Raw genomic sequence first — 17,176 nt, forward strand, 5'->3', positions numbered from 1 at the left:
TGGCAGTTCAAACTTGCTAATCCCGGGGGAACGCCGTAACATGAAATTATACCAACCGATAGATAAAAGGTACGCCACAGAGGAGCAAACATGTGATGATAAAAGACCAGTTTATTTTATCAGAACGACAACGCAACGCAGTGACCTTTGAAAACCCGCTTCAGCAAATGTATTTATGCGTCTACGTTCTCGAAGACTTTCTGTTCCGCGTGACGCTGACCAAAGAAAAGCCGGACGTGGATATTCATACGTGGGCGGTGGCCCCCGGGGATACGGAGGTGCCGTTTGAAGGACTTGACCGGAATAATATCGCCGGCCTTTTTTCCCTGCCGGACGTTGACGTTACAGCGAGTCCCGGGGAATACGAAATCGAAACTGCTTCGCTGAAGCTGAAAATAAATACGGCAAGGCTTCACTGCCGCTGGTTCATGAAAACAGGCGCCGGAGAGGAAGACGTGCTTATTGCCGAAGACCGCGATACGCAGGCGTACGCCTTTCAGATTGCCGAAGCCGCGCCGACCGCCCACTATTTAAAACGGAGCGACAGCGACCGCTACTTCGGCTTCGGCGAAAAATCGGGCGAGGTGAATAAGCACGGGGAGCGCTTCCGGATGCTCAACATTGACGCCATGGGCTACGATGCTTCGAGGACGGACCCGCTGTACAAGCATATTCCGTACTATATTACGCATTCGCAGGAAACGGGCGTCGCCTACGGGCTGTACTACGATGATTACAATGAATGCCTGTTCGACATGGGACGGGAAAAAAACCATTACCACGGCCGGTACAGATACTTTGAATCCCGGTCTGAATATCTGGATTACTATTTCATTCTCGGGCCGGCGGTGGCCGACGTGACCCGGCGGTTTTCGTGGATGACCGGGCGCCCGTCGCTCATGCCGAAGTGGAGCATCGGCTATTCGGGTTCGGCGATGACCTACACCGAGGCAAAAAATTCGCAGGAGCTGCTGATGAACTTTGTGGAGGACTGCAAAAAGCACCGTATTGACTGCCGGTCCTTTCATCTGTCATCCGGCTATACCTCGATCGGCTCGAGGCGGCACGTGTTCAACTGGAATTACGACAAATTCCCGGACCCGAAGCAGTTTACCGACGACTTTCATGAAAGCGGCATCCATGTTATTGCCAATGTCAAACCGACTCTTCTGACCGACCATCCCCAGTTCCAGGAGGTGCTTGATAACGATTATATTGTATTGAACAAGTACGATGATCCGCTGTTCGAGCAGTTCTGGGACGGGCTCGGCGTGCATCTGGATTTTACGAACGCGCGCACGGTCACGTGGTGGAAGGAGCACGTGAAGCGCCAGCTGCTGGCGAAGGGGATTGACGCCATCTGGAACGACAACAATGAATTTGAGGTGTGGGACCCCGAAGCTGACATTCATTTGTTCGGCCAGGGGGCTAAGTTCCAGCCGTACCGGGCCATTTTCCCGATGCTGATGGCGAAAAGCTCGCTTGAGGCCCAGGTGGAGCATAACGACGATCTCCGTCCATACGTGCTCAGCCGCTCCGGAAGCGCCGGACTCGGACGGTACGCCCAGACGTGGACCGGGGATAATTTCTCGAGCTGGAAGACGCTGAAATACAACATCAAAATGTCGGTCGGGCTCAGCCTGTCGGGCGTGTACAACTTCGGTCATGATACCGGAGGATTTGCCGGCAACGCCCCGGGACCGGAGCTGTTTCTGCGCTGGGTGCAGAGCAGCGTGTATTACCCGCGGTTTACGATTCACTCGTGGAACGATGACGGCACGGTAAACGAGCCGTGGATGTATCCGCAGATCATCGACCGGGTGACTGAAGCGATGCGCTGGCACGACCAGCTTGCGGGCTATATATTTTCGCTGCTGTACCACTCGTCTGCGACCTATGAGCCCGTGATCAAGCCCACGTTTTTCGACTTTGAGGACGACGAACACACGTATGAGGAAAACGACGAATTCATGCTCGGCGAACATCTTCTTGTGTGCACGATGGTACGCCCGGAGGAACGGGAGCGCACGGTATACCTGCCGGAGCACGCTTCCGGCTGGTACGACATGTATACCGGCCGCTGGTACAAGGGAGGCTGGGTGGTGACGGTGCCGGCGCCGCTTGCCTACACCCCGGTCATGGTGAAGGGCGGGAGCCTGATTCCGGTCGAAGAGAACGAAAAGCACGTGATCGACCTGTATGTGTATCCCGGGGAAAACGGGGTAGAGACGTCGTTTACGTATTATGACGACGACGACAGGCGCAAAAATGCGGAGCAGCTGTGGATCACCTGGACCATGGTGCCCGGCGAAAAGGACATCAGCCTGACTGTTAAAAAGGAAGGGACGTATGACAACGGCTTTACTTCGATGTATGTACGGACGCCTATCGGAGATAACCGGCCGGTGACCATTAACGGCGTACGCAGGACCTCCTTCACCTGGTAACGAAATGTCAAAAAGCTCAGGAGTTTGTCAACATTGACACTCCTGAGCTTTTTTATGCGCTTCGGTCCAGGCTGCTGGGAGTTGTGGGGGTCACCAGCGGGAGAGGCCAGCATAGATGTTCCCCCTTGTACGTTACCGGTATCAGCTTTGGGCACGGGAGCCCTGAGTGCAATAACTTTTCCAGGAAGGAAAAAGATGCTGCGCTTCTGAGAGAAAATGAACGGCCAAGCCGGCTGTAGCGAATGGATATATGCTTTGGAACAACCGCTCCTTATTATTGTGGGTGGCTACCCAGTGGCCCTCCCGGTATTTAGAGAGACTGACCGGTGTGCCTATTACGATTTCTCTTCCATAAATGGCATATCCAAAAACGGTGGAATTCACGATGGATCGCTCCTTTCAAAGCATAAAAAAGTCATTCCTTCCCGTGGAAAGGAATGCCCTGAAAAACAGCTTTTTGGCTTTTTTTCGGTCATAAAGCTATAGATGTTTGTCATTGCAGTGTTCTAATGTAATTAAGAAAAAGTGAGGTTCCGGTTCTCACTGCGGCAGGGAGAGAGTCAGCATGGACATCCACCAGTGCCGGTAATACTCGTATTCGTATTTGTACGGGTGGGGACAATAGGAATGCCAGGGCTTAACCGGCCCATTAAAATGAGCGATAGCGGGAGAGCGGATCGCTTCTATAATCTGCTGGCCGGAAGCGTCTGCGGGAAGCGGTTCTGTGAACATGTCAGTTGTCGTATTCCATTTGGGATGGAGAGGGTGCTGTTTGTTGAAAAGCAAAGCATTCAGGGCGTATTCAAGAGTAGGGATTTTATTTTGTTTGTGCCTTTTTATATACGAAAAAAGAGTGTCAGACAGGCGTTCTTCTCTCCACTTTGGTGCATTGATCATGAGCACGCCGGTGTTAAAATATTTGTATTTTTTAGGAATACTTTCTATAGGAGTCCGGGGCGGTTCGTCAATATAATCGGTTGCTGCCACTAAAAAATCGTCCGGGTGTTCTTCCCAGAGAGAAGTCACGTCTTCCCGGACCACTGTATCTGCATCAATGTACAGAAGCCGTTCCGCTGAAGGATCCACGACGTAGGGAAGCAGTAAACGGCAGTAATCGACAGCAGATAAGTGACGTGCATGTTCGGGAGCAGACCAGTAAATATGGGGCAGGGACAAGTCTTCCACAGCAATAAGATGAATCTCTGAGTGAAAATAGTCCGCTATTTGCTGCAGGTAGCTTTTGTTTTTCTCAGAAAGTCCAGTATCGATAATACAAAATGAAATGTCGGCAGCACGGGCAGTGTGATGAAGAAGAGAGGTGATCATGACGCTTAAACATTCCCCGTAATGATTGTCGGCGATGGAAGCGATAACGTACTTTTGAGTGCTGTTCATATTGCTCCTTTCATGAAAACAATATAAAGAAGCCTGGAAGCCATGCGCCGCCCCCGATACTTACGGCAGGGGACGGTGTTGGTTCCGTACCACCAGGACATCGCAATGGGCTTTTCGCACAGTCTCCTCAGAAACACTGCCGAGGATGAGCCTCCGGGCACGGCTGATGCCTGAAGCTCCGGTGACAATCAGGTCAACGTGATATTTTTTGGCGGCACTGGCGGGAATTATTGTTTTCGGCGCCCCGTGCTCAACAGAAAATTGAATGGATTCCAGCACCGGCTTTTCGGCTTCGCTTAAGGTGCGGTACCTGTCGAGCAGTTCGCCGGCCCGCTTTTTGTAAATGCTTATGATGTCTTTGGAATAAGGCTCGACGGAAGACAGCGACGGGGTATTTAATACATAGGAGACCTGGGCCTGGCTGTGATGCCTTTTGGCCATATTCAGTCCGGCGTAAAAGGCACTTGTGGCGGTTTCGGACCCGTCCACGGCAATCAAAATCGATCGATAAAGTGCTGTGGGGTCGCTGTTTTTGATAATCCAGACATCACACGGCGCCCGTCGGACGATACCGGCAGAAACAGTGCCAAATAGTTTTCTTTCAAAGGTACCGGCGCCGGAGCCTCCGGCAATAATAAGATCTGCCTGAAACTGCTCGGCGATTTCCTCCGGAATCATCATTTTGGGAAGGCCTTCTTTCAGAAAAACACGTACGTCCCCGAGTCCGGCTTTTTCTGCCTGCTCTTTGCCTTGATGGACGATGTCGCTTCCCTGTTGTTTTAACGCCTCAAGCATCACATCCGGAGACTGCTTATGGAGTTCCTTGAGGTACTCATGATTAATGACGTGGCATACCGCGAGCACACTGTCGTATGCCAGGGCGAGCTCAATGCCTCTCGTTAAGGCGGCGGACGCTTCTTCAGAGCCATCGAGTGCCACGAGTATACGCCGATAAGGAAGGGGCATAGTGCTTCGTTCCTTTCTTCAATCATTCATTATTAATCAATCGGAATAATATGATTGTTTGTTTTAAACTGGACCTCCGCTGGTTTGGGAACGTTTATCGTTAATAAGCCGTGGGCGAACGAGCTTTTAATGTGCTGTTTTTCCACTTCTCCAATATAAAAGCGGCGCCGGAAGGAACCATACGTACGTTCTTTTCGAATATACCGTTTGCGGTCGTTCTGGGTGTCCAGTTCGTGTTCCTTTTCCCCGCTGATCTCTAAATAGCCGTCGGCAAAGGTGACGGTCAGATCCTGCTTGGAAAACCCGGGGAGTTCGACTTCAAACAAGTAGTGGTCGTCTTTATCTTCCACATCCACCTGCGGATATGGAAAATCCTCAAAAAGAAAATTCGGTTCTCCGAGGTGTTCCCACGCCTCCGGAAATAGATTGTCTCTTTTGCGAAAAGGTAATAATTTCATGAATGGTTCCTCCTTTTTTTAAAACGAATGGCTTCTCCGTCAGCTTCACTGGGAGTTTGAATGCCCTGAAAATGCCGATTGATATAAACGAACTTCATTTCATTTTTCAGCGTCAGTACACATTTTGCGAATTGTGGTATATAGGAGGTAGAAATAAGAAGCAAGAGCGGTTATCTGCACCACGCGCATTTTGGGACGAATGACCCGTGCGTAAGAAACACCAGTCCACACACCAATAGTAAATAAGCATAGTTTCAGGACGCCAAAATCCACTAAAGAATAGCTGCGTGCGGCTTCGTGCAGGCGGTCAATGAATCTTTTCATGGCGTGCCTCTTTTCTAATATATATTTTGGAATGTCTCTGGCCTGAAACAAACTCCTGTAACATGAGCGGCGAAAACAGCTCTTCTTCAGTATTAGGGCGCCCCGGCGAACTTTGGCCTTTTGACGGAGCGGACGCCGCAGCCTGGTATTGGAGGCAGCCAAGAAGCTGGGTTTCAGTTCAAAAGTGTCCGGTAATGGCTTTTCGGGATATCCGGTGGAGCCCTCATTCCTTTAACGCTTATTTGGTGATTTTGACCAGCCACTCTTTAGGATGGCAGTCTTTCACTTCGACACGAGTTTCGAAAAAACGTGTTCGCTCATACAGTCGATGGTATTTTCGAAATAAATAATAGGTCCAGTCTTCGAGGGGCATCGCTGTCTGGTGACTCTCGGGAGCAGAGGTTAGGGAAGCAGCACCGTAAAAAAAACGTTTGATTTGTTTGTCGGCATAAAGGGTGGGGGCGTCCAGCGCAATGTGGGCGGCGTAGTTTAAGGTGGAAAGAAGAGGATCATCGGTAACAAGCGTATATTCCTTCCATTCATGAGGATGGAAGCAGTACATGTAAAAAGGAAGAATCAAAGCAACCTCTTTACTTTGATGAGCGGATTTTATCAAAGCTTCTGTTTCTGTCGGAATTCGACCATCTGTGGCCTGAAACATCTCTTCGAAAACCGCATGCTTCATTTCATATTTCATTATTAGTCTCCTTTGCCCATTTGAGTATTAACAGAAAGGGAACAGCGGCCATTATGATTAACCACCAATACAGGTTAGAAATGAAAAGTTAACATGCATTGATTGAATAGTCTGAAACAAGATAATAGGATTAGGTCTTTGATCACTTACTATTTGATTATACTCTTAAAATAGGTAATTTCATGAGTAATAAGACACGGAAAGGAAAATCCGCGACTAATTATGCATATAAAATAATTATTTTATTAATTTATTGCTTTAAAGCAGTTATACGCATTTTCAGTAAACGAGCACGTTGATGGAGACTGCTGGGAGTGAAAAACAGCACCGGCTCCACAAAGATAAATGTTTGGTGTAATAATCATGCCAGAAGGAAAATAAAGTAAATGAATTTGTATAGCGTGTGGGAGTAAAAGAAATTTCGATTCCGATCAAAGTAAAAGAGGAATTTATCCAAATGGATGCAGGTTCGTATTATGAGATTGAAGATTAAAGAGAGGCCTTGGGGCGCAGCAGTTTCGGGAGGCGTCTGAATAAATGATCAGCAGCAAAATGCTGATCATCCATAAAGAAAATAAGTTCTGGCCCCAAGCGTCAGGGTGTCTTGATTTCCGGGAATATAAAAACGATTGTGGACATAAGAATCTGATAGACGCTGCCGGTGCCATACAGAAACAATGGTGCCGGCTAAAGTTGTTTCAACTAAACAATGGAGAATTCTGCCCTCTGTTTCTTCAAAAGTCTGGATGCTCCGGGACTGTTTATTGATATAAACGACCTTCATAGCAATACTCCTTTTTGCACAAATGCTTGGGCAAATAAGTTTTTGAATTTAAATGGAGAAATGTAAGGTGCGTTTTTAACTGGCATGAAAAAATAGCGATTGTAGATTTGTTGCTGATTTTGGCTAATCATCCGGTATGGGCGTTCTTTACTTCGGCACGGTGTTCGAAATGCGGGCTTGTTCATGCAGCTGATAATATTTCCGGAATAAATAATAGGTCCAATCCGGCACAGACATCGCTGTCTGATAGTCTCCGGGAATAGAAGTACTGGAAGCTGCCATGTAGAAAAATCGTTTGATTTGATCGTCGGCACGAAGAGTGGGGGCATCGAGGGCAATGTGGGCACCATGATTCAAGGCGGAGGGAAGAGGGTCGTCGGCAGCAAGCGTATATTCCGTCCATTCATGAGGATGGAAATAATACATATAGAAGGGAAGAATCACAGCAACCTCCCTGCTTTGATTGGCGAGTTTTGTGAGAGCTTCTGGCTCAGGCGGAATTCGACCGTGGGCTGCCTGAGACATCTCTTCAAAAGCAGCATGCTTCATTTCGTAATTCATTATTAGTCTCCTTTGCTCGTTCGAGTATTAGCAGTAGGGGGAAATTGTCCACTTAGACTAAATATCGATACAGGCAGAAACTCAGGAAAAATATAAAAATATTTCTTGAATATCTTAATCGTGATAATAAGAATGGGTCTTAAATCATTTATATCCTCAATTATACGTATGATATAGGGAATTACATGAATATAAAGGCTCTATAGAAAAATCCCCGACTAAATATGCACAAGAAATAAATATTAAAAATTTACTACTTTAAAGTATTCAGGTGTATATTGTTGGGAAACAAGCAGGTTGAAGGAAAAAGATGGCAGTAAAAAATATCAGCAGATTAAAAGATATTTAATGTTGTGTAATAATCCTTCGCCCGGAAAAAAAGGCCAAAGCTGAAAATTTACGCATCAAAAAAGGAAGCACCAAGCGTCTGATTGGCACGCTGATGCTTCCTTTCTATCGTCCTTCTATTGAAATGAAGGGTTTTTCTTATACTTTCGGTGCCGTCAGCCTGAGGGTGCGCGAGGTGGAATCATGCACCATGTCAAGCAGCTCAGGGTTGTCTTCGAGGGACTTGCCGTAGGACGGAAGGATTTCCTTCAGCTTCGGCTCCCACGCTTCCAGGTGGTCCGGGAAGCATTTGTTCAGAACTTCGAGCATGATCGACACGGACACGGAAGCGCCCGGCGATTCGCCGAGCAGGGCCGCCATCGTACGGTCCTCTGCATGAATCAGCTTGGTGCCAAACTGCAGGGCGCCCCGGCCGCCTTCTTCGGTATCCTCAATCAGCTGAACGCGCTGGCCGGCGACGAGAAGCTCCCAGTCCTCACTGGACGCATTCGGCACGAAATTGCGCAGCTCCTCCATCCGGTTGTCCTTGGTCATGCTCAGCTGCTGGGCGAGATACTTGAGCAGCGGTGTATTCTTCGCCCCGGCTGCAAGCATCGTCAGCACGTTCGTCGGCTTGACTGAACCGAACAGATCCAGCGCTGATCCCTGTTTCAAAAACTTGGGCGTGAACCCGGCGAACGGGCCGTACAGGAGCGTATCCTTTCCTTCAATATGGCGCCGGTCCAGGTGAGGGACCGTCATCGGCGGAGTGCCTTCCGGTTCTTTACCGTACACCTTGGAATGGTGTTTTTGGACAACCTCCGGATTGTCGCAGACGAGAAATTCGCCGCTGATCGGGAAGCCGCCGATATGCCTGCTTTCGGGAATCCTGGTTTTTTGCAGCAGCGGCAGGGCCCCGCCACCGGCGCCGATAAAGGCGAAGGACGCCGTATGTTCTTCGAGCGTTTCCTTTTCATGGTTTCGCACGTTTACTTCCCACGTGCCGTCTTTTCGCTGGGTAATATCGTTGACGGAATGATTGTAGCGGATCTCTACATTATCCTGCTTTTCCAGGTTGGCGAGCATTTGGCGCGTCAGTTCCCCGAAGTTAATATCGGTGCCGTGGTCGACCTTCGTGGCCGCTATCGGCTCGTCGGAGTCGCGGCCCTCCATCATTAACGGAATCCACTGCCTGATTTGTTCGGGATCCTCGGAAAATTCCATGCCCTGAAACTGGGGATGGCCGTCGAGGGCCTCAAACCGCTTCTTCAGAAAGTTCACGTGATCCTCCCCGTAAACAAAGCTGATGTGAGGGAGGGGACGGATAAATTCTTCCGGACGTTGAAGGTCGCCCTGGTCCACCAGGTATGCCCAGAGCTGCCTCGAGATCTGGAATTGTTCATTAATTTCAACCGCCCGGCTGGTTTTGAGGGAGCCGTCCGGCTGTTCGGGGGTGTAGTTGAGCTCGCAGAGAGCCGCGTGCCCGGTGCCGGCGTTGTTCCACTCGTTCGAACTTTCCTGTCCCGCGGAGTCGAGCTTTTCGAACAGGGTGATGTGCCACTCGGGCTCCAGCTTTTTCAGAAGTGTGGCGAGCGTTGCACTCACGATGCCGGCGCCAACAAGAATTACGTCTGTCGTAGTGTTATTATTGTTCATGGGTTTTCCTCCTTAAAAAAGCATAATTGTAAGCGTTTGCGTTAAGTAATATGGTCATCTGATGACTTGGTATTTATCATAACATAATCTAAAGGCGGTGCACAGATGGCTGGCACAAAAGAAGTGTATATGTTAAATTTACCTAACGTTAGGTAGGCAATGAATGCAGAAAAGGTGATGATTTAATGGAAACGCGCGAGCGTATTATTCATACGAGTCTGGAGCTGTTCACCGAGTGGGGCTACGAAGGGACAACACTTTCGGCGATTGCCCAGCGGATAGGAATCCAAAAGCCGTCGTTGTATGCTCATTTTGCAAATAAGGAAGCTTTATTTCTGGCTACGGTCAAAAAAGCAGTCCTTGAATACAACCGGATCGTGCGCAGTGAGCTGAAAGCGGCGGCAGCAGAAACAGCTGAGCTTCAGCTGAAAACATTATTATACCGGCTCGCTGAGGTGTATTACGATGAATACACGATCAGTCAGTTTTATTACCGGTTTCTATTTTTTCCGCCGCCGGAGCTGGCATCTCCAATGCAGGAGCTGATGGCGTATCACGGCAGTGCTGCGGACCAGCATATTGAAGCGGTCGTTCAGCGGGGCAAGGACGAAGGTGCGGTGGAGCCGTCGCTTGCCAATGAACTTATTACGGAAACCTATTTAACCCTGCTGAGCGGCATCGACTTTGACACCCGTTATTACGATTTTAATAAACAACAAATCCGGACCCACATTGACCGGATATGGCAGATATTCTGGCGGGGGATCCGGGCTTTTTGACTATACATGAAAGACGGAAGCAGCATAGATTTACAGGAGGGCACAGATGGCTGATTCATGGACTTCATTACTAAAAAATAAAACGTTTGTGCTCGTATGGCTGTCGGGCATGACGGTGATGCTTGGCTTTTCGATTTTCTTTCTCTCCGTTTCCTGGTTCGTCGTCGATGAAATGCAGCAGCCGGCCATTCTCGGGGTCGTGATGATGACGATTGCCATTCCGCGTGTCGCGATGATGATATATGGCGGGGTGCTCGCGGATAAAATCCAAAAATCACGTATCATGTTTACGACGAATGCGCTGCAGGTGGTCGTAATGGTCGTTCTGGTGGTGCTCGTGCAGCAGGACGCCCTGCAGACGACTTCTTTGATTATTCTGGCGTTTGTCTTTGGCTTTCTGGATGCCTTCTTTTTTCCGGCGGCTTCGGCCATGATTCCGAGTATTATCCCGGTCCATCAATTACAGCAGGCCAATTCCTGGTATCAGGGCTCCACGGAGCTGATGTTTATTATCGGCCCGGTGGGGGCGGGGCTGCTGCTAACCTTTGGCGGCTTTGCCTTTGCGTTTTCCGCGGCGGCTGTGTTGATCGCGCTGTCAACTATTCTGATTTATCCGCCGTTTTTAAAGGACCCGGTCCCGGAAGCGAGAAGCGGGCGTCCTACCGCGTGGATGGATCTGAAGGAGGGCCTCGCCTACGTGCGGCGGTCAGGCATCCACCGGTCCGGGACGATGGTGATTATTACGATTAATCTGTTGATGATCGGACCGCTTCTGATCAGCATTCCGATGCTCATCAGCGCACTGGGAGGCGCTCCGTGGCAGCTGAGCTTATTGGAAGGAGGATTTTCGACCGGCACCTTTCTGTTGAGCGTGCTGCTGGTTACATGGTCACTGAAGCAGCGACGGGGCCGGTGGGTGTTAGGTGCCCTCGGGGTAAGCTTTTTTCTCCTGCTTGTGTTCAGCCAGGTGGAGGCGCTGCCTGTGCTGGTTATTGTTATCACGCTGATGGGAGGGGCGGGGATGCTTGTATACCTGCCGACGATTACCATGATTCAGGAAAAAACCGACAACAACAAACTCGGCCGGGTGATGAGCCTCGTGAACTTTGCATCCAGCGGCTTTGAGCCTATTGCCTTTGCGCTCATTTCGTTTCTGGTCGCGGCCTCAATTTCAATTCAGACGGTGCTCATGTACACGTCCGTCACCGGGATGGTGCTGACCGGTCTGCTGCTTTGGCTGAGCCCCGAGTTCCGTCAGACCGATTAGGGCCAATGCCGAAAAAGTTGAAACGCTGCCTAAGCCTTCCGCTCCCCTGACAGAGGAGCCCGGAAGGCTTTTTTCATTCCAGAAAGACTGCTGCAAACCACAAATCAGCCGGGCTCTATCGGGTTGAGAGACATTTCCTTGGGAAAAAACGGGAAGAGACCATTAACGGCATACATAGATCACTACAATTTAGAGAGGGTGAAAAGCATGAGGATATTATACGCTGGCATGGAAAATGAACTGCTTGTACTGACGCAGAGTGGGGAGGGGTGGCGGACACAGACAAAGCTTAAAGGGACCCAGCCTGTCCGGGTGGCGGTGGATCCTTCCGATGCTTCTATTGTTTACTGTGCCACGTATGGGCATGGGCTATGGAAAAGCGAGGACGCGGGGGAAAACTGGCACGCACTGGGGAAGCCGCAATTGTATTTTGAACCGGCGGGCGACAACGGTATCCCTTCGCCTTACATCACGTTTGTCGGCACCCATCCGGTGAAAAAGGGGAAGGAATCGCACATTGTTTATGCCGGCACCGAGCCTTCGGCGGTGTATTACTCGGAAGACGGAGGAAAGCACTGGCATGAGTGGACCGGCATCCAGCATATGGCCTCCAGACCGGAATGGCAGTTTCCGCCACGTCCCCACACGCATCACGTCCGCTGGGTCGCGCCGGGCTACGGGAACCCGGATCATATAGCTGTATCCATTGAGTACGGAGCAGTGCTTTTTTCAGAGGATGACGGAAGCACCTGGCAGGACCGGCCGGAGCACAGCCCGAGAGATGTGCATACCCTGCTGGCCCATCCATCGGCTCCCGGCCGTTTGTACGCGGCCTGCGGGGACGGCTTTATGAATGCTTCGCATTCGTATGCAGAAAGTAAGGATGGCGGACGGCACTGGCATTATCAGAGCGAAGGACTGGAGAAGCATCCGTATCTTTATAATATGGTGCTGAATGCAGCGGATGCGGACGACCGATTCGTTTCCGCCTCCAAGGGTCCGCGGGAAGCGCACTCCTCCGGCGCCGCCAGCTCCGCCATTTACCGGAAGCAGGGGGAAGCTCCTTTTCGTGAAATGTCCCGGGGGCTTCCGGCAGGCTCCTTTACGCACGTCTTAACCCAGGACCCGGAGGACGCCAGCATTTTTTACGCGCTCAATAACCACGGCATCTTTTTCCTCCGTACGGACGGGGAGGAAATATGGAAGCCTATCAATATAGCCTGGAAGGATGCCTATAAGCACCAGCACCCGTCGTGCTTTGTGGCGAGTTCAAAATAACGATACAAATATGTTCTTTGAATGAACGTTTAAAATACAAAACAATCGGGAGCGTTCTGCTTAGCAGGGGGCGTCCCGATTGTTACCGGCCAGGAAGGAGAGAGGCATGCACTTATGCTTCCTGGTCAGTTTGTTCAATTTCCAGGTGATGGTTTAACCGGTCAGACAATTCCTGCACCTGCGCAGTATCCGGCATGTAATAATACGTGTCGTCCATTTCGCCGTCTTCCCCTTCAATTTCATGCTGCTTCACCTGGTCGAAGGCGGGCTGATAGTTTGATTGGACGGTCCAAACATCCTTCAGCTGGAAATTGGTGCGCACATGGTCTTCAACAACGGTGAGAATGCTTTTGATTTTCGGGACAGAAGAGATGTCGGTGCCTTTATCCATCATGCCAAGAAGAAGGTCGCGCTGCCGTTCCTGGCGTCCAAGGTCTCCACGCGGGTCGTCTTTGCGCATGCGTGCATACTTCAGGGCTTCTTCGCCGTTTAATTCCTGGGAGCCTTCGGCGAAATGGGTGCCTTTATACGTGAAGGCGAATGAGTTTTCGACGCTGACGCCATTGATGGTGTCGACCATGTCTTCAAAGCCGGCCATATCCGCCTGGAAAAAGTAGTCGACAGGCACATCCAAAAACTGTTCAACGGTGTGGATCGTTTCATCCTTCCCGCCAAATGCATAGGCGTGATTGATTTTATCCTTTTCCCCCTCCCCGGCAATGGTTGTGTAGGTGTCCCGGGGGATGCTTACCATCTGGGTGGATTTCGTGTCCGGATTGACCGTCAAAAGCACGAGCGCATCCGTCCGCTGGTTGGGGTCATCCGCGCCCCCGGATTCGTCCACGCCCATCAATAGGACGGAAAAGGGATCTCCCTCGTCAAAATTAATCGTGTCGAGCCGGTTTTCGGATTCCGCCCGGTCTACGTCTTCCTGGATGGCCGTAAAAGTGGTGGCAACCAGGTTCCACCCGTAGCTGCCGGCGACCACCAGCATGACGCCGAGGCTGGTGCCGATGATTAATACGATTTTTTTCCATTTCATTTCTCAGGCCGCCCCTTTGTATTTAATATTTCTTTCTGGATTCAGTCGGTGCCGCCTGCAGGTCGTAATGGTTTCCCGTGCGGGAGACTTTTTTCCAGTCTTTGTTGAAAAAATAAGCGATGCTTCCATACATGACAAAATACATCGTGATAAACCGGTGCACGAATACGTCAAAGACAATGGTCGCAAGCAGGCGGAGGCGGTCGCCTTTGCTAAACGTAAACCCGTAGTGGTTCACCTGGCGGAGGGCCAGCATATTATAAATGAAATTAAACACGAATATGTAGCTCATATAGACGACGATAAAGCCTACAAAGACAAACGCCATGTTCAGGAACGCATTGGCGACAAAGAAGCCGGCGGTAACGTAAGCAGCTAAAATGCCAACGACTAAGGACTCAATAATATAGAAAAAGGATACCGCCTTTGTGACGAGCGTCCGGGCAAAAAACGTACGAAAGTGCACGAGGCAGTCCATGTAGGATTTCTGCCACCGGATCCGCTGCTTAAACAGGTCCTTCCACGTTTCCGGCAGCTCGGTATAACTGATCGCCTCCGTCAGCAATAAAACCTTTTTGTTTTTCTGCCTGCCGATATAGCGGTGGATCTTCAGGGTAATATCGATATCCTCTCCCACCGAGGAGCGGTACCCCCCGACATCGAGCAGGGCGTCTTTACGAAAAATACCAAAAGCGCCTGAAATAATCGCGAGCGCCTGAAAACGGGCGAGCGACAGCTTGGTGACGTAGAATGCCTTCAGAAAATCGAGCATTTGGACTCGGAGCAGCATGCTGGTGCCTGCGAGGGTGAGCTTCCGTAATGGCGAGGCGGTTTTGGTCTGCAGGACGTGTACCATGCCGCCTGCGGCGACCACATCAGGATCGGAAAATTTGTTGTTGATGACGGGCAGCGCCTCCGGGGTGAGAACCGTATCAGCATCCAGCGTCACCACAACCTCTTCTGCGGCGTATTCAATACCGGCGTTCAGCGCGTCCGCTTTCCCGCCGTTCCTTTTTCGGATGACGTAGATGTTCGGATGCAGCGACGACCGGTACACCCCTTCCACGGGCTGATGAGGAAGAAAACCAAGGGCTTTTTTCTCCCAAAGGTGCAGATCCAGCTCCTCGTTCAACAGCCCAAAAGTATCGTCCCGGGAGCCGTCATCGATGTAGAGAACTTCGGCTTTTTCCGCATCCAATGCCGTCATGCTTTGAATGGAGGTACGGATGATGCCGGCCTCATTGTAGGAGGGAATAATAATGCTGATGCCTGTCTGGACGCCTGGGACAGCCGGCTGTCGTTCATCCGTTTCCCGGAACCAGGGAAGGCAGTGGAACAGGTGAAGCACAGGGAAAAATAAACACAGACAAAAAAAGATTATAAAAAATAATTGCAAATTGATGAACCTCCTTCATTTCTCATTATACGGGGACGGGGTTTGAAATAAAGACCGGAATTTTCTGAAGAAAGCGAGGGAAGAGCTCAGAGCAAAGGGAAATGGAAGCTTATAAAAAGAAAGAACATAAGCAAAAAAACCTGTTATGAAAGCAATTGGAACGTTTTCAATTCTCAGCATTAAAAGGTAAAAAATGAAAAAAGTAGCAGGCGCTGCAGAAAGAAAAAATAAGCATAAGCTTTAACGGGGGGAGTATGTTTATTGGAGGCTTCCTCTAGCGGCCTTTGTATCAAATATATTGATACAGGCAGTTTTATATTTCGACGTAAGAATGGATCGCTCGGAGCCACGGCCTTTATGTAACACCAGCAGAGTGGGCAGCGGTGGAATCGCAAATTCTCCGGCGATATAAGAATAGAGAAAAAAGCTATAGCGGCTGGACAAATAATGATTGGTTATTGAACGCACGGCATGTTTTACCTAAAGCTTAGGCGGGTAAATTTATTCTATAACGCAAAAATTACAACAGCTTTTACTGTTTTAAAAATTAAATGGTCGGCGGAAATGAATGGATATAAAAGCCAGTACATAAGCCGGAAAAAGGACTTCGTTCCTTTTTCTGGCTTTTTTTATTGGGAGCATACTGAAAAGATGCTTCCAACGGAGCCTGCGTTAAACAGAATGCGGTTAGTTATTACGGGAAAAATCATTCTTTATCGGTTTTTCGTTTGAGGCGTTAAAAATATGATGAGATCAAAGAAAGAGAGGAAGCATAAAAATGGAAATAGCAGCAGTGATTTTGTACGGCGTATTCGCGTCGCTTCTATTGATTAATCCAGCACAGGTTAACAAAACTAAAAGCCAGTAGCATAAGTACAAATGTGCTGGAGCGAGGCTGCCGGCATAAGCAGGGAGCAACGTTTGAGGAAGCCACATGCAGGAAATAGCAGAAAAAGAACGTTAGAAGAATAAGAATCAATCACCAGGGAGATGAAGGTTATGCTATCGTTTATTTGGAGTCTTATTATCGGCGGTTTGATTGGCTGGGCTGCAGGCACACTTACGGGCCGCGACGTGCCATTTGGTATTATTGGTAATATTATCGCCGGCTTTATCGGGGCCAGTTTAGGAACGGCGCTTCTCGGCAGCTGGGGGCCAGCCATTGGCGGCTTCGCGATTATTCCTGCCCTTATTGGTGCCGTTATTCTCGTATTGATCGTAAGTTTTATTGCTCGGTCCATCAGGAGGAAGAAATAAAGAAAAGAAAGGGTACGACCGGAAGAAAGCTGTCTTTAATACAGGCAGCTTCCTTCTTTTGTTGAAAAGCAAATAAAGCAGTTTTGAAAAATGCATCAAAAGCTGCCCGAAAGGAGAAAATTTATGAAAATAGATACATTCACAGACAAAGTAGCGGAAAAGTACGGTTCTACAGATGAACAAACGATTGTTAACGAAGGTGCTGCTTTTATTGCTGACCTGGTCAGCGGGATGCAAAAGCAAATCCAGACAAAAGTCGGTGCTAACGTACGGCTGACGGGAGATGAAGAAGCTGGATCGGTGCTTGAGGTAGGACCGGTGGAGCTGCTGTTTCGCAAGCATGTTGAGTCTCCAAAGATTGAAGTGCTGGTGTCCGACGAGACAGAAGGAAAAAACGGAGAGCGTTTTGATGTGCTGGAAGTGCCGGAAGGACAGGCAGCACTAATAAGCACGCGATTCCATCAGGAATTGAGTAAAGACGTTTTCGAAAAATATTTGAACGTGTTTCGGCACGTGGTTTAATAGTCGTTTCTGTTTCATAT

Annotated in this window: 16 protein-coding genes; 6 read left to right on the plus strand and 10 right to left on the minus strand. The window is 49.5% G+C overall.

Annotated elements, in window-relative coordinates; genetic code table 11:
- The first annotated feature begins 95 nt into the window (after nucleotides 1-95).
- Nucleotides 96-2,447 (plus strand): glycoside hydrolase family 31 protein, encoded by a 2,352-nt coding sequence (locus tag BLV22_RS01400; RefSeq protein ID WP_091610423.1) that lies wholly within the window; start codon nucleotides 96-98, stop codon nucleotides 2,445-2,447.
- A gap of 540 nt (nucleotides 2,448-2,987) precedes the next feature.
- Here BLV22_RS01400 and BLV22_RS01410 read toward each other — a convergent pair.
- From BLV22_RS01410 to mqo, 8 genes are all read right to left on the minus strand, one after another.
- Nucleotides 2,988-3,842 (minus strand): glycosyltransferase family 8 protein, encoded by an 855-nt coding sequence (locus tag BLV22_RS01410; protein WP_091610426.1) that lies wholly within the window; start codon nucleotides 3,840-3,842, stop codon nucleotides 2,988-2,990.
- Between the two features lie 60 nt (nucleotides 3,843-3,902).
- Nucleotides 3,903-4,808 carry a universal stress protein gene (locus BLV22_RS01415; RefSeq protein ID WP_091610427.1) on the minus strand — a complete coding sequence of 302 codons (906 nt, stop codon included), beginning with the start codon at nucleotides 4,806-4,808 and terminating at the stop codon, nucleotides 3,903-3,905.
- Between the two features lie 32 nt (nucleotides 4,809-4,840).
- Complete coding sequence (locus BLV22_RS01420; RefSeq protein WP_091610428.1) at nucleotides 4,841-5,266, minus strand: Hsp20/alpha crystallin family protein; 426 nt, start codon at nucleotides 5,264-5,266, stop codon at nucleotides 4,841-4,843.
- 99 nt (nucleotides 5,267-5,365) lie between these two features.
- On the minus strand, nucleotides 5,366-5,590 hold the full coding sequence (locus tag BLV22_RS01425) for a hypothetical protein (protein ID WP_091610430.1): 225 nt from the start codon (nucleotides 5,588-5,590) through the stop codon (nucleotides 5,366-5,368).
- A 238-nt stretch (nucleotides 5,591-5,828) separates the two neighbouring features.
- Nucleotides 5,829-6,287 (minus strand): hypothetical protein, encoded by a 459-nt coding sequence (locus BLV22_RS01430; protein WP_091610432.1) that lies wholly within the window; start codon nucleotides 6,285-6,287, stop codon nucleotides 5,829-5,831.
- A gap of 559 nt (nucleotides 6,288-6,846) precedes the next feature.
- Nucleotides 6,847-7,071, minus strand: coding sequence for a hypothetical protein (locus BLV22_RS01435; protein WP_091610434.1), 225 nt, complete (start codon nucleotides 7,069-7,071; stop codon nucleotides 6,847-6,849).
- Nucleotides 7,072-7,218: 147 nt separating this feature from the next.
- Complete coding sequence (locus BLV22_RS01440) at nucleotides 7,219-7,632, minus strand: hypothetical protein (protein WP_091610436.1); 414 nt, start codon at nucleotides 7,630-7,632, stop codon at nucleotides 7,219-7,221.
- A 486-nt stretch (nucleotides 7,633-8,118) separates the two neighbouring features.
- Nucleotides 8,119-9,615 carry a malate dehydrogenase (quinone) gene (mqo, locus tag BLV22_RS01445; protein WP_091610438.1) on the minus strand — a complete coding sequence of 499 codons (1,497 nt, stop codon included), beginning with the start codon at nucleotides 9,613-9,615 and terminating at the stop codon, nucleotides 8,119-8,121.
- Nucleotides 9,616-9,800: 185 nt separating this feature from the next.
- Here mqo and BLV22_RS01450 point away from each other — a divergent pair, with 185 nt between their 5' ends.
- From BLV22_RS01450 to BLV22_RS01460, 3 genes are all read left to right on the plus strand, one after another.
- A complete protein-coding gene (locus BLV22_RS01450) occupies nucleotides 9,801-10,394 on the plus strand; it encodes a TetR/AcrR family transcriptional regulator (protein WP_091610440.1) in 594 nt (197 codons plus the stop codon).
- 46 nt (nucleotides 10,395-10,440) lie between these two features.
- Nucleotides 10,441-11,661 (plus strand): MFS transporter, encoded by a 1,221-nt coding sequence (locus BLV22_RS01455; protein WP_091610442.1) that lies wholly within the window; start codon nucleotides 10,441-10,443, stop codon nucleotides 11,659-11,661.
- A 207-nt stretch (nucleotides 11,662-11,868) separates the two neighbouring features.
- Nucleotides 11,869-12,939, plus strand: a complete 1,071-nt coding sequence (locus BLV22_RS01460; RefSeq protein WP_091610443.1) for a WD40/YVTN/BNR-like repeat-containing protein — start codon at nucleotides 11,869-11,871, stop codon at nucleotides 12,937-12,939.
- A gap of 112 nt (nucleotides 12,940-13,051) precedes the next feature.
- On the opposite strand, the gene BLV22_RS01465 is transcribed toward BLV22_RS01460, so the two are convergent.
- Nucleotides 13,052-13,981: an LCP family glycopolymer transferase gene (locus tag BLV22_RS01465; RefSeq protein ID WP_091610445.1), complete on the minus strand. Its 930-nt coding sequence runs from the start codon at nucleotides 13,979-13,981 to the stop codon at nucleotides 13,052-13,054.
- Nucleotides 13,982-14,003: 22 nt separating this feature from the next.
- The gene (locus tag BLV22_RS01470) at nucleotides 14,004-15,377 is read right to left on the minus strand and encodes a glycosyltransferase family 2 protein (RefSeq protein WP_176967586.1); all 1,374 of its coding nucleotides are present in this window, start codon (nucleotides 15,375-15,377) and stop codon (nucleotides 14,004-14,006) included.
- Nucleotides 15,378-16,376: 999 nt separating this feature from the next.
- Between BLV22_RS01470 and BLV22_RS01480 the strand changes: the two genes are divergently transcribed.
- Both BLV22_RS01480 and BLV22_RS01485 read left to right on the plus strand, forming a co-directional pair.
- Nucleotides 16,377-16,634 (plus strand): GlsB/YeaQ/YmgE family stress response membrane protein, encoded by a 258-nt coding sequence (locus tag BLV22_RS01480; protein WP_091610450.1) that lies wholly within the window; start codon nucleotides 16,377-16,379, stop codon nucleotides 16,632-16,634.
- Between the two features lie 123 nt (nucleotides 16,635-16,757).
- Entirely contained in the window at nucleotides 16,758-17,156 is a 399-nt protein-coding gene (locus tag BLV22_RS01485; protein ID WP_091610452.1) for a hypothetical protein, read from the plus strand.
- The last annotated feature ends 20 nt before the right edge of the window (nucleotides 17,157-17,176 follow it).

It is taken from the genome of Marinococcus luteus (assembly GCF_900106595.1).
Taxonomy (GTDB): Bacteria; Bacillota; Bacilli; order Bacillales; family Marinococcaceae; genus Marinococcus; species Marinococcus luteus.

Bases quoted from the DNA above. Each gene is read 5' to 3' on its own strand.
- BLV22_RS01440 (WP_091610436.1), bottom strand. From the start codon at position 7,632: ATGAATTACGAAATGAAGCATGCTGCTTTTGAAGAGATGTCTCAGGCA.
- BLV22_RS01435 (WP_091610434.1), bottom strand. From the start codon at position 7,071: ATGAAGGTCGTTTATATCAATAAACAGTCCCGGAGCATCCAGACTTTT.
- BLV22_RS01410 (WP_091610426.1), bottom strand. From the start codon at position 3,842: ATGAACAGCACTCAAAAGTACGTTATCGCTTCCATCGCCGACAATCAT.
- BLV22_RS01460 (WP_091610443.1), top strand. From the start codon at position 11,869: ATGAGGATATTATACGCTGGCATGGAAAATGAACTGCTTGTACTGACG.
- BLV22_RS01430 (WP_091610432.1), bottom strand. From the start codon at position 6,287: ATGAAATATGAAATGAAGCATGCGGTTTTCGAAGAGATGTTTCAGGCC.
- BLV22_RS01485 (WP_091610452.1), top strand. From the start codon at position 16,758: ATGAAAATAGATACATTCACAGACAAAGTAGCGGAAAAGTACGGTTCT.
- mqo (WP_091610438.1), bottom strand. From the start codon at position 9,615: ATGAACAATAATAACACTACGACAGACGTAATTCTTGTTGGCGCCGGC.
- BLV22_RS01425 (WP_091610430.1), bottom strand. From the start codon at position 5,590: ATGAAAAGATTCATTGACCGCCTGCACGAAGCCGCACGCAGCTATTCT.
- BLV22_RS01415 (WP_091610427.1), bottom strand. From the start codon at position 4,808: ATGCCCCTTCCTTATCGGCGTATACTCGTGGCACTCGATGGCTCTGAA.
- BLV22_RS01400 (WP_091610423.1), top strand. From the start codon at position 96: ATGATAAAAGACCAGTTTATTTTATCAGAACGACAACGCAACGCAGTG.
- BLV22_RS01465 (WP_091610445.1), bottom strand. From the start codon at position 13,981: ATGAAATGGAAAAAAATCGTATTAATCATCGGCACCAGCCTCGGCGTC.
- BLV22_RS01480 (WP_091610450.1), top strand. From the start codon at position 16,377: ATGCTATCGTTTATTTGGAGTCTTATTATCGGCGGTTTGATTGGCTGG.
- BLV22_RS01420 (WP_091610428.1), bottom strand. From the start codon at position 5,266: ATGAAATTATTACCTTTTCGCAAAAGAGACAATCTATTTCCGGAGGCG.
- BLV22_RS01450 (WP_091610440.1), top strand. From the start codon at position 9,801: ATGGAAACGCGCGAGCGTATTATTCATACGAGTCTGGAGCTGTTCACC.
- BLV22_RS01455 (WP_091610442.1), top strand. From the start codon at position 10,441: ATGGCTGATTCATGGACTTCATTACTAAAAAATAAAACGTTTGTGCTC.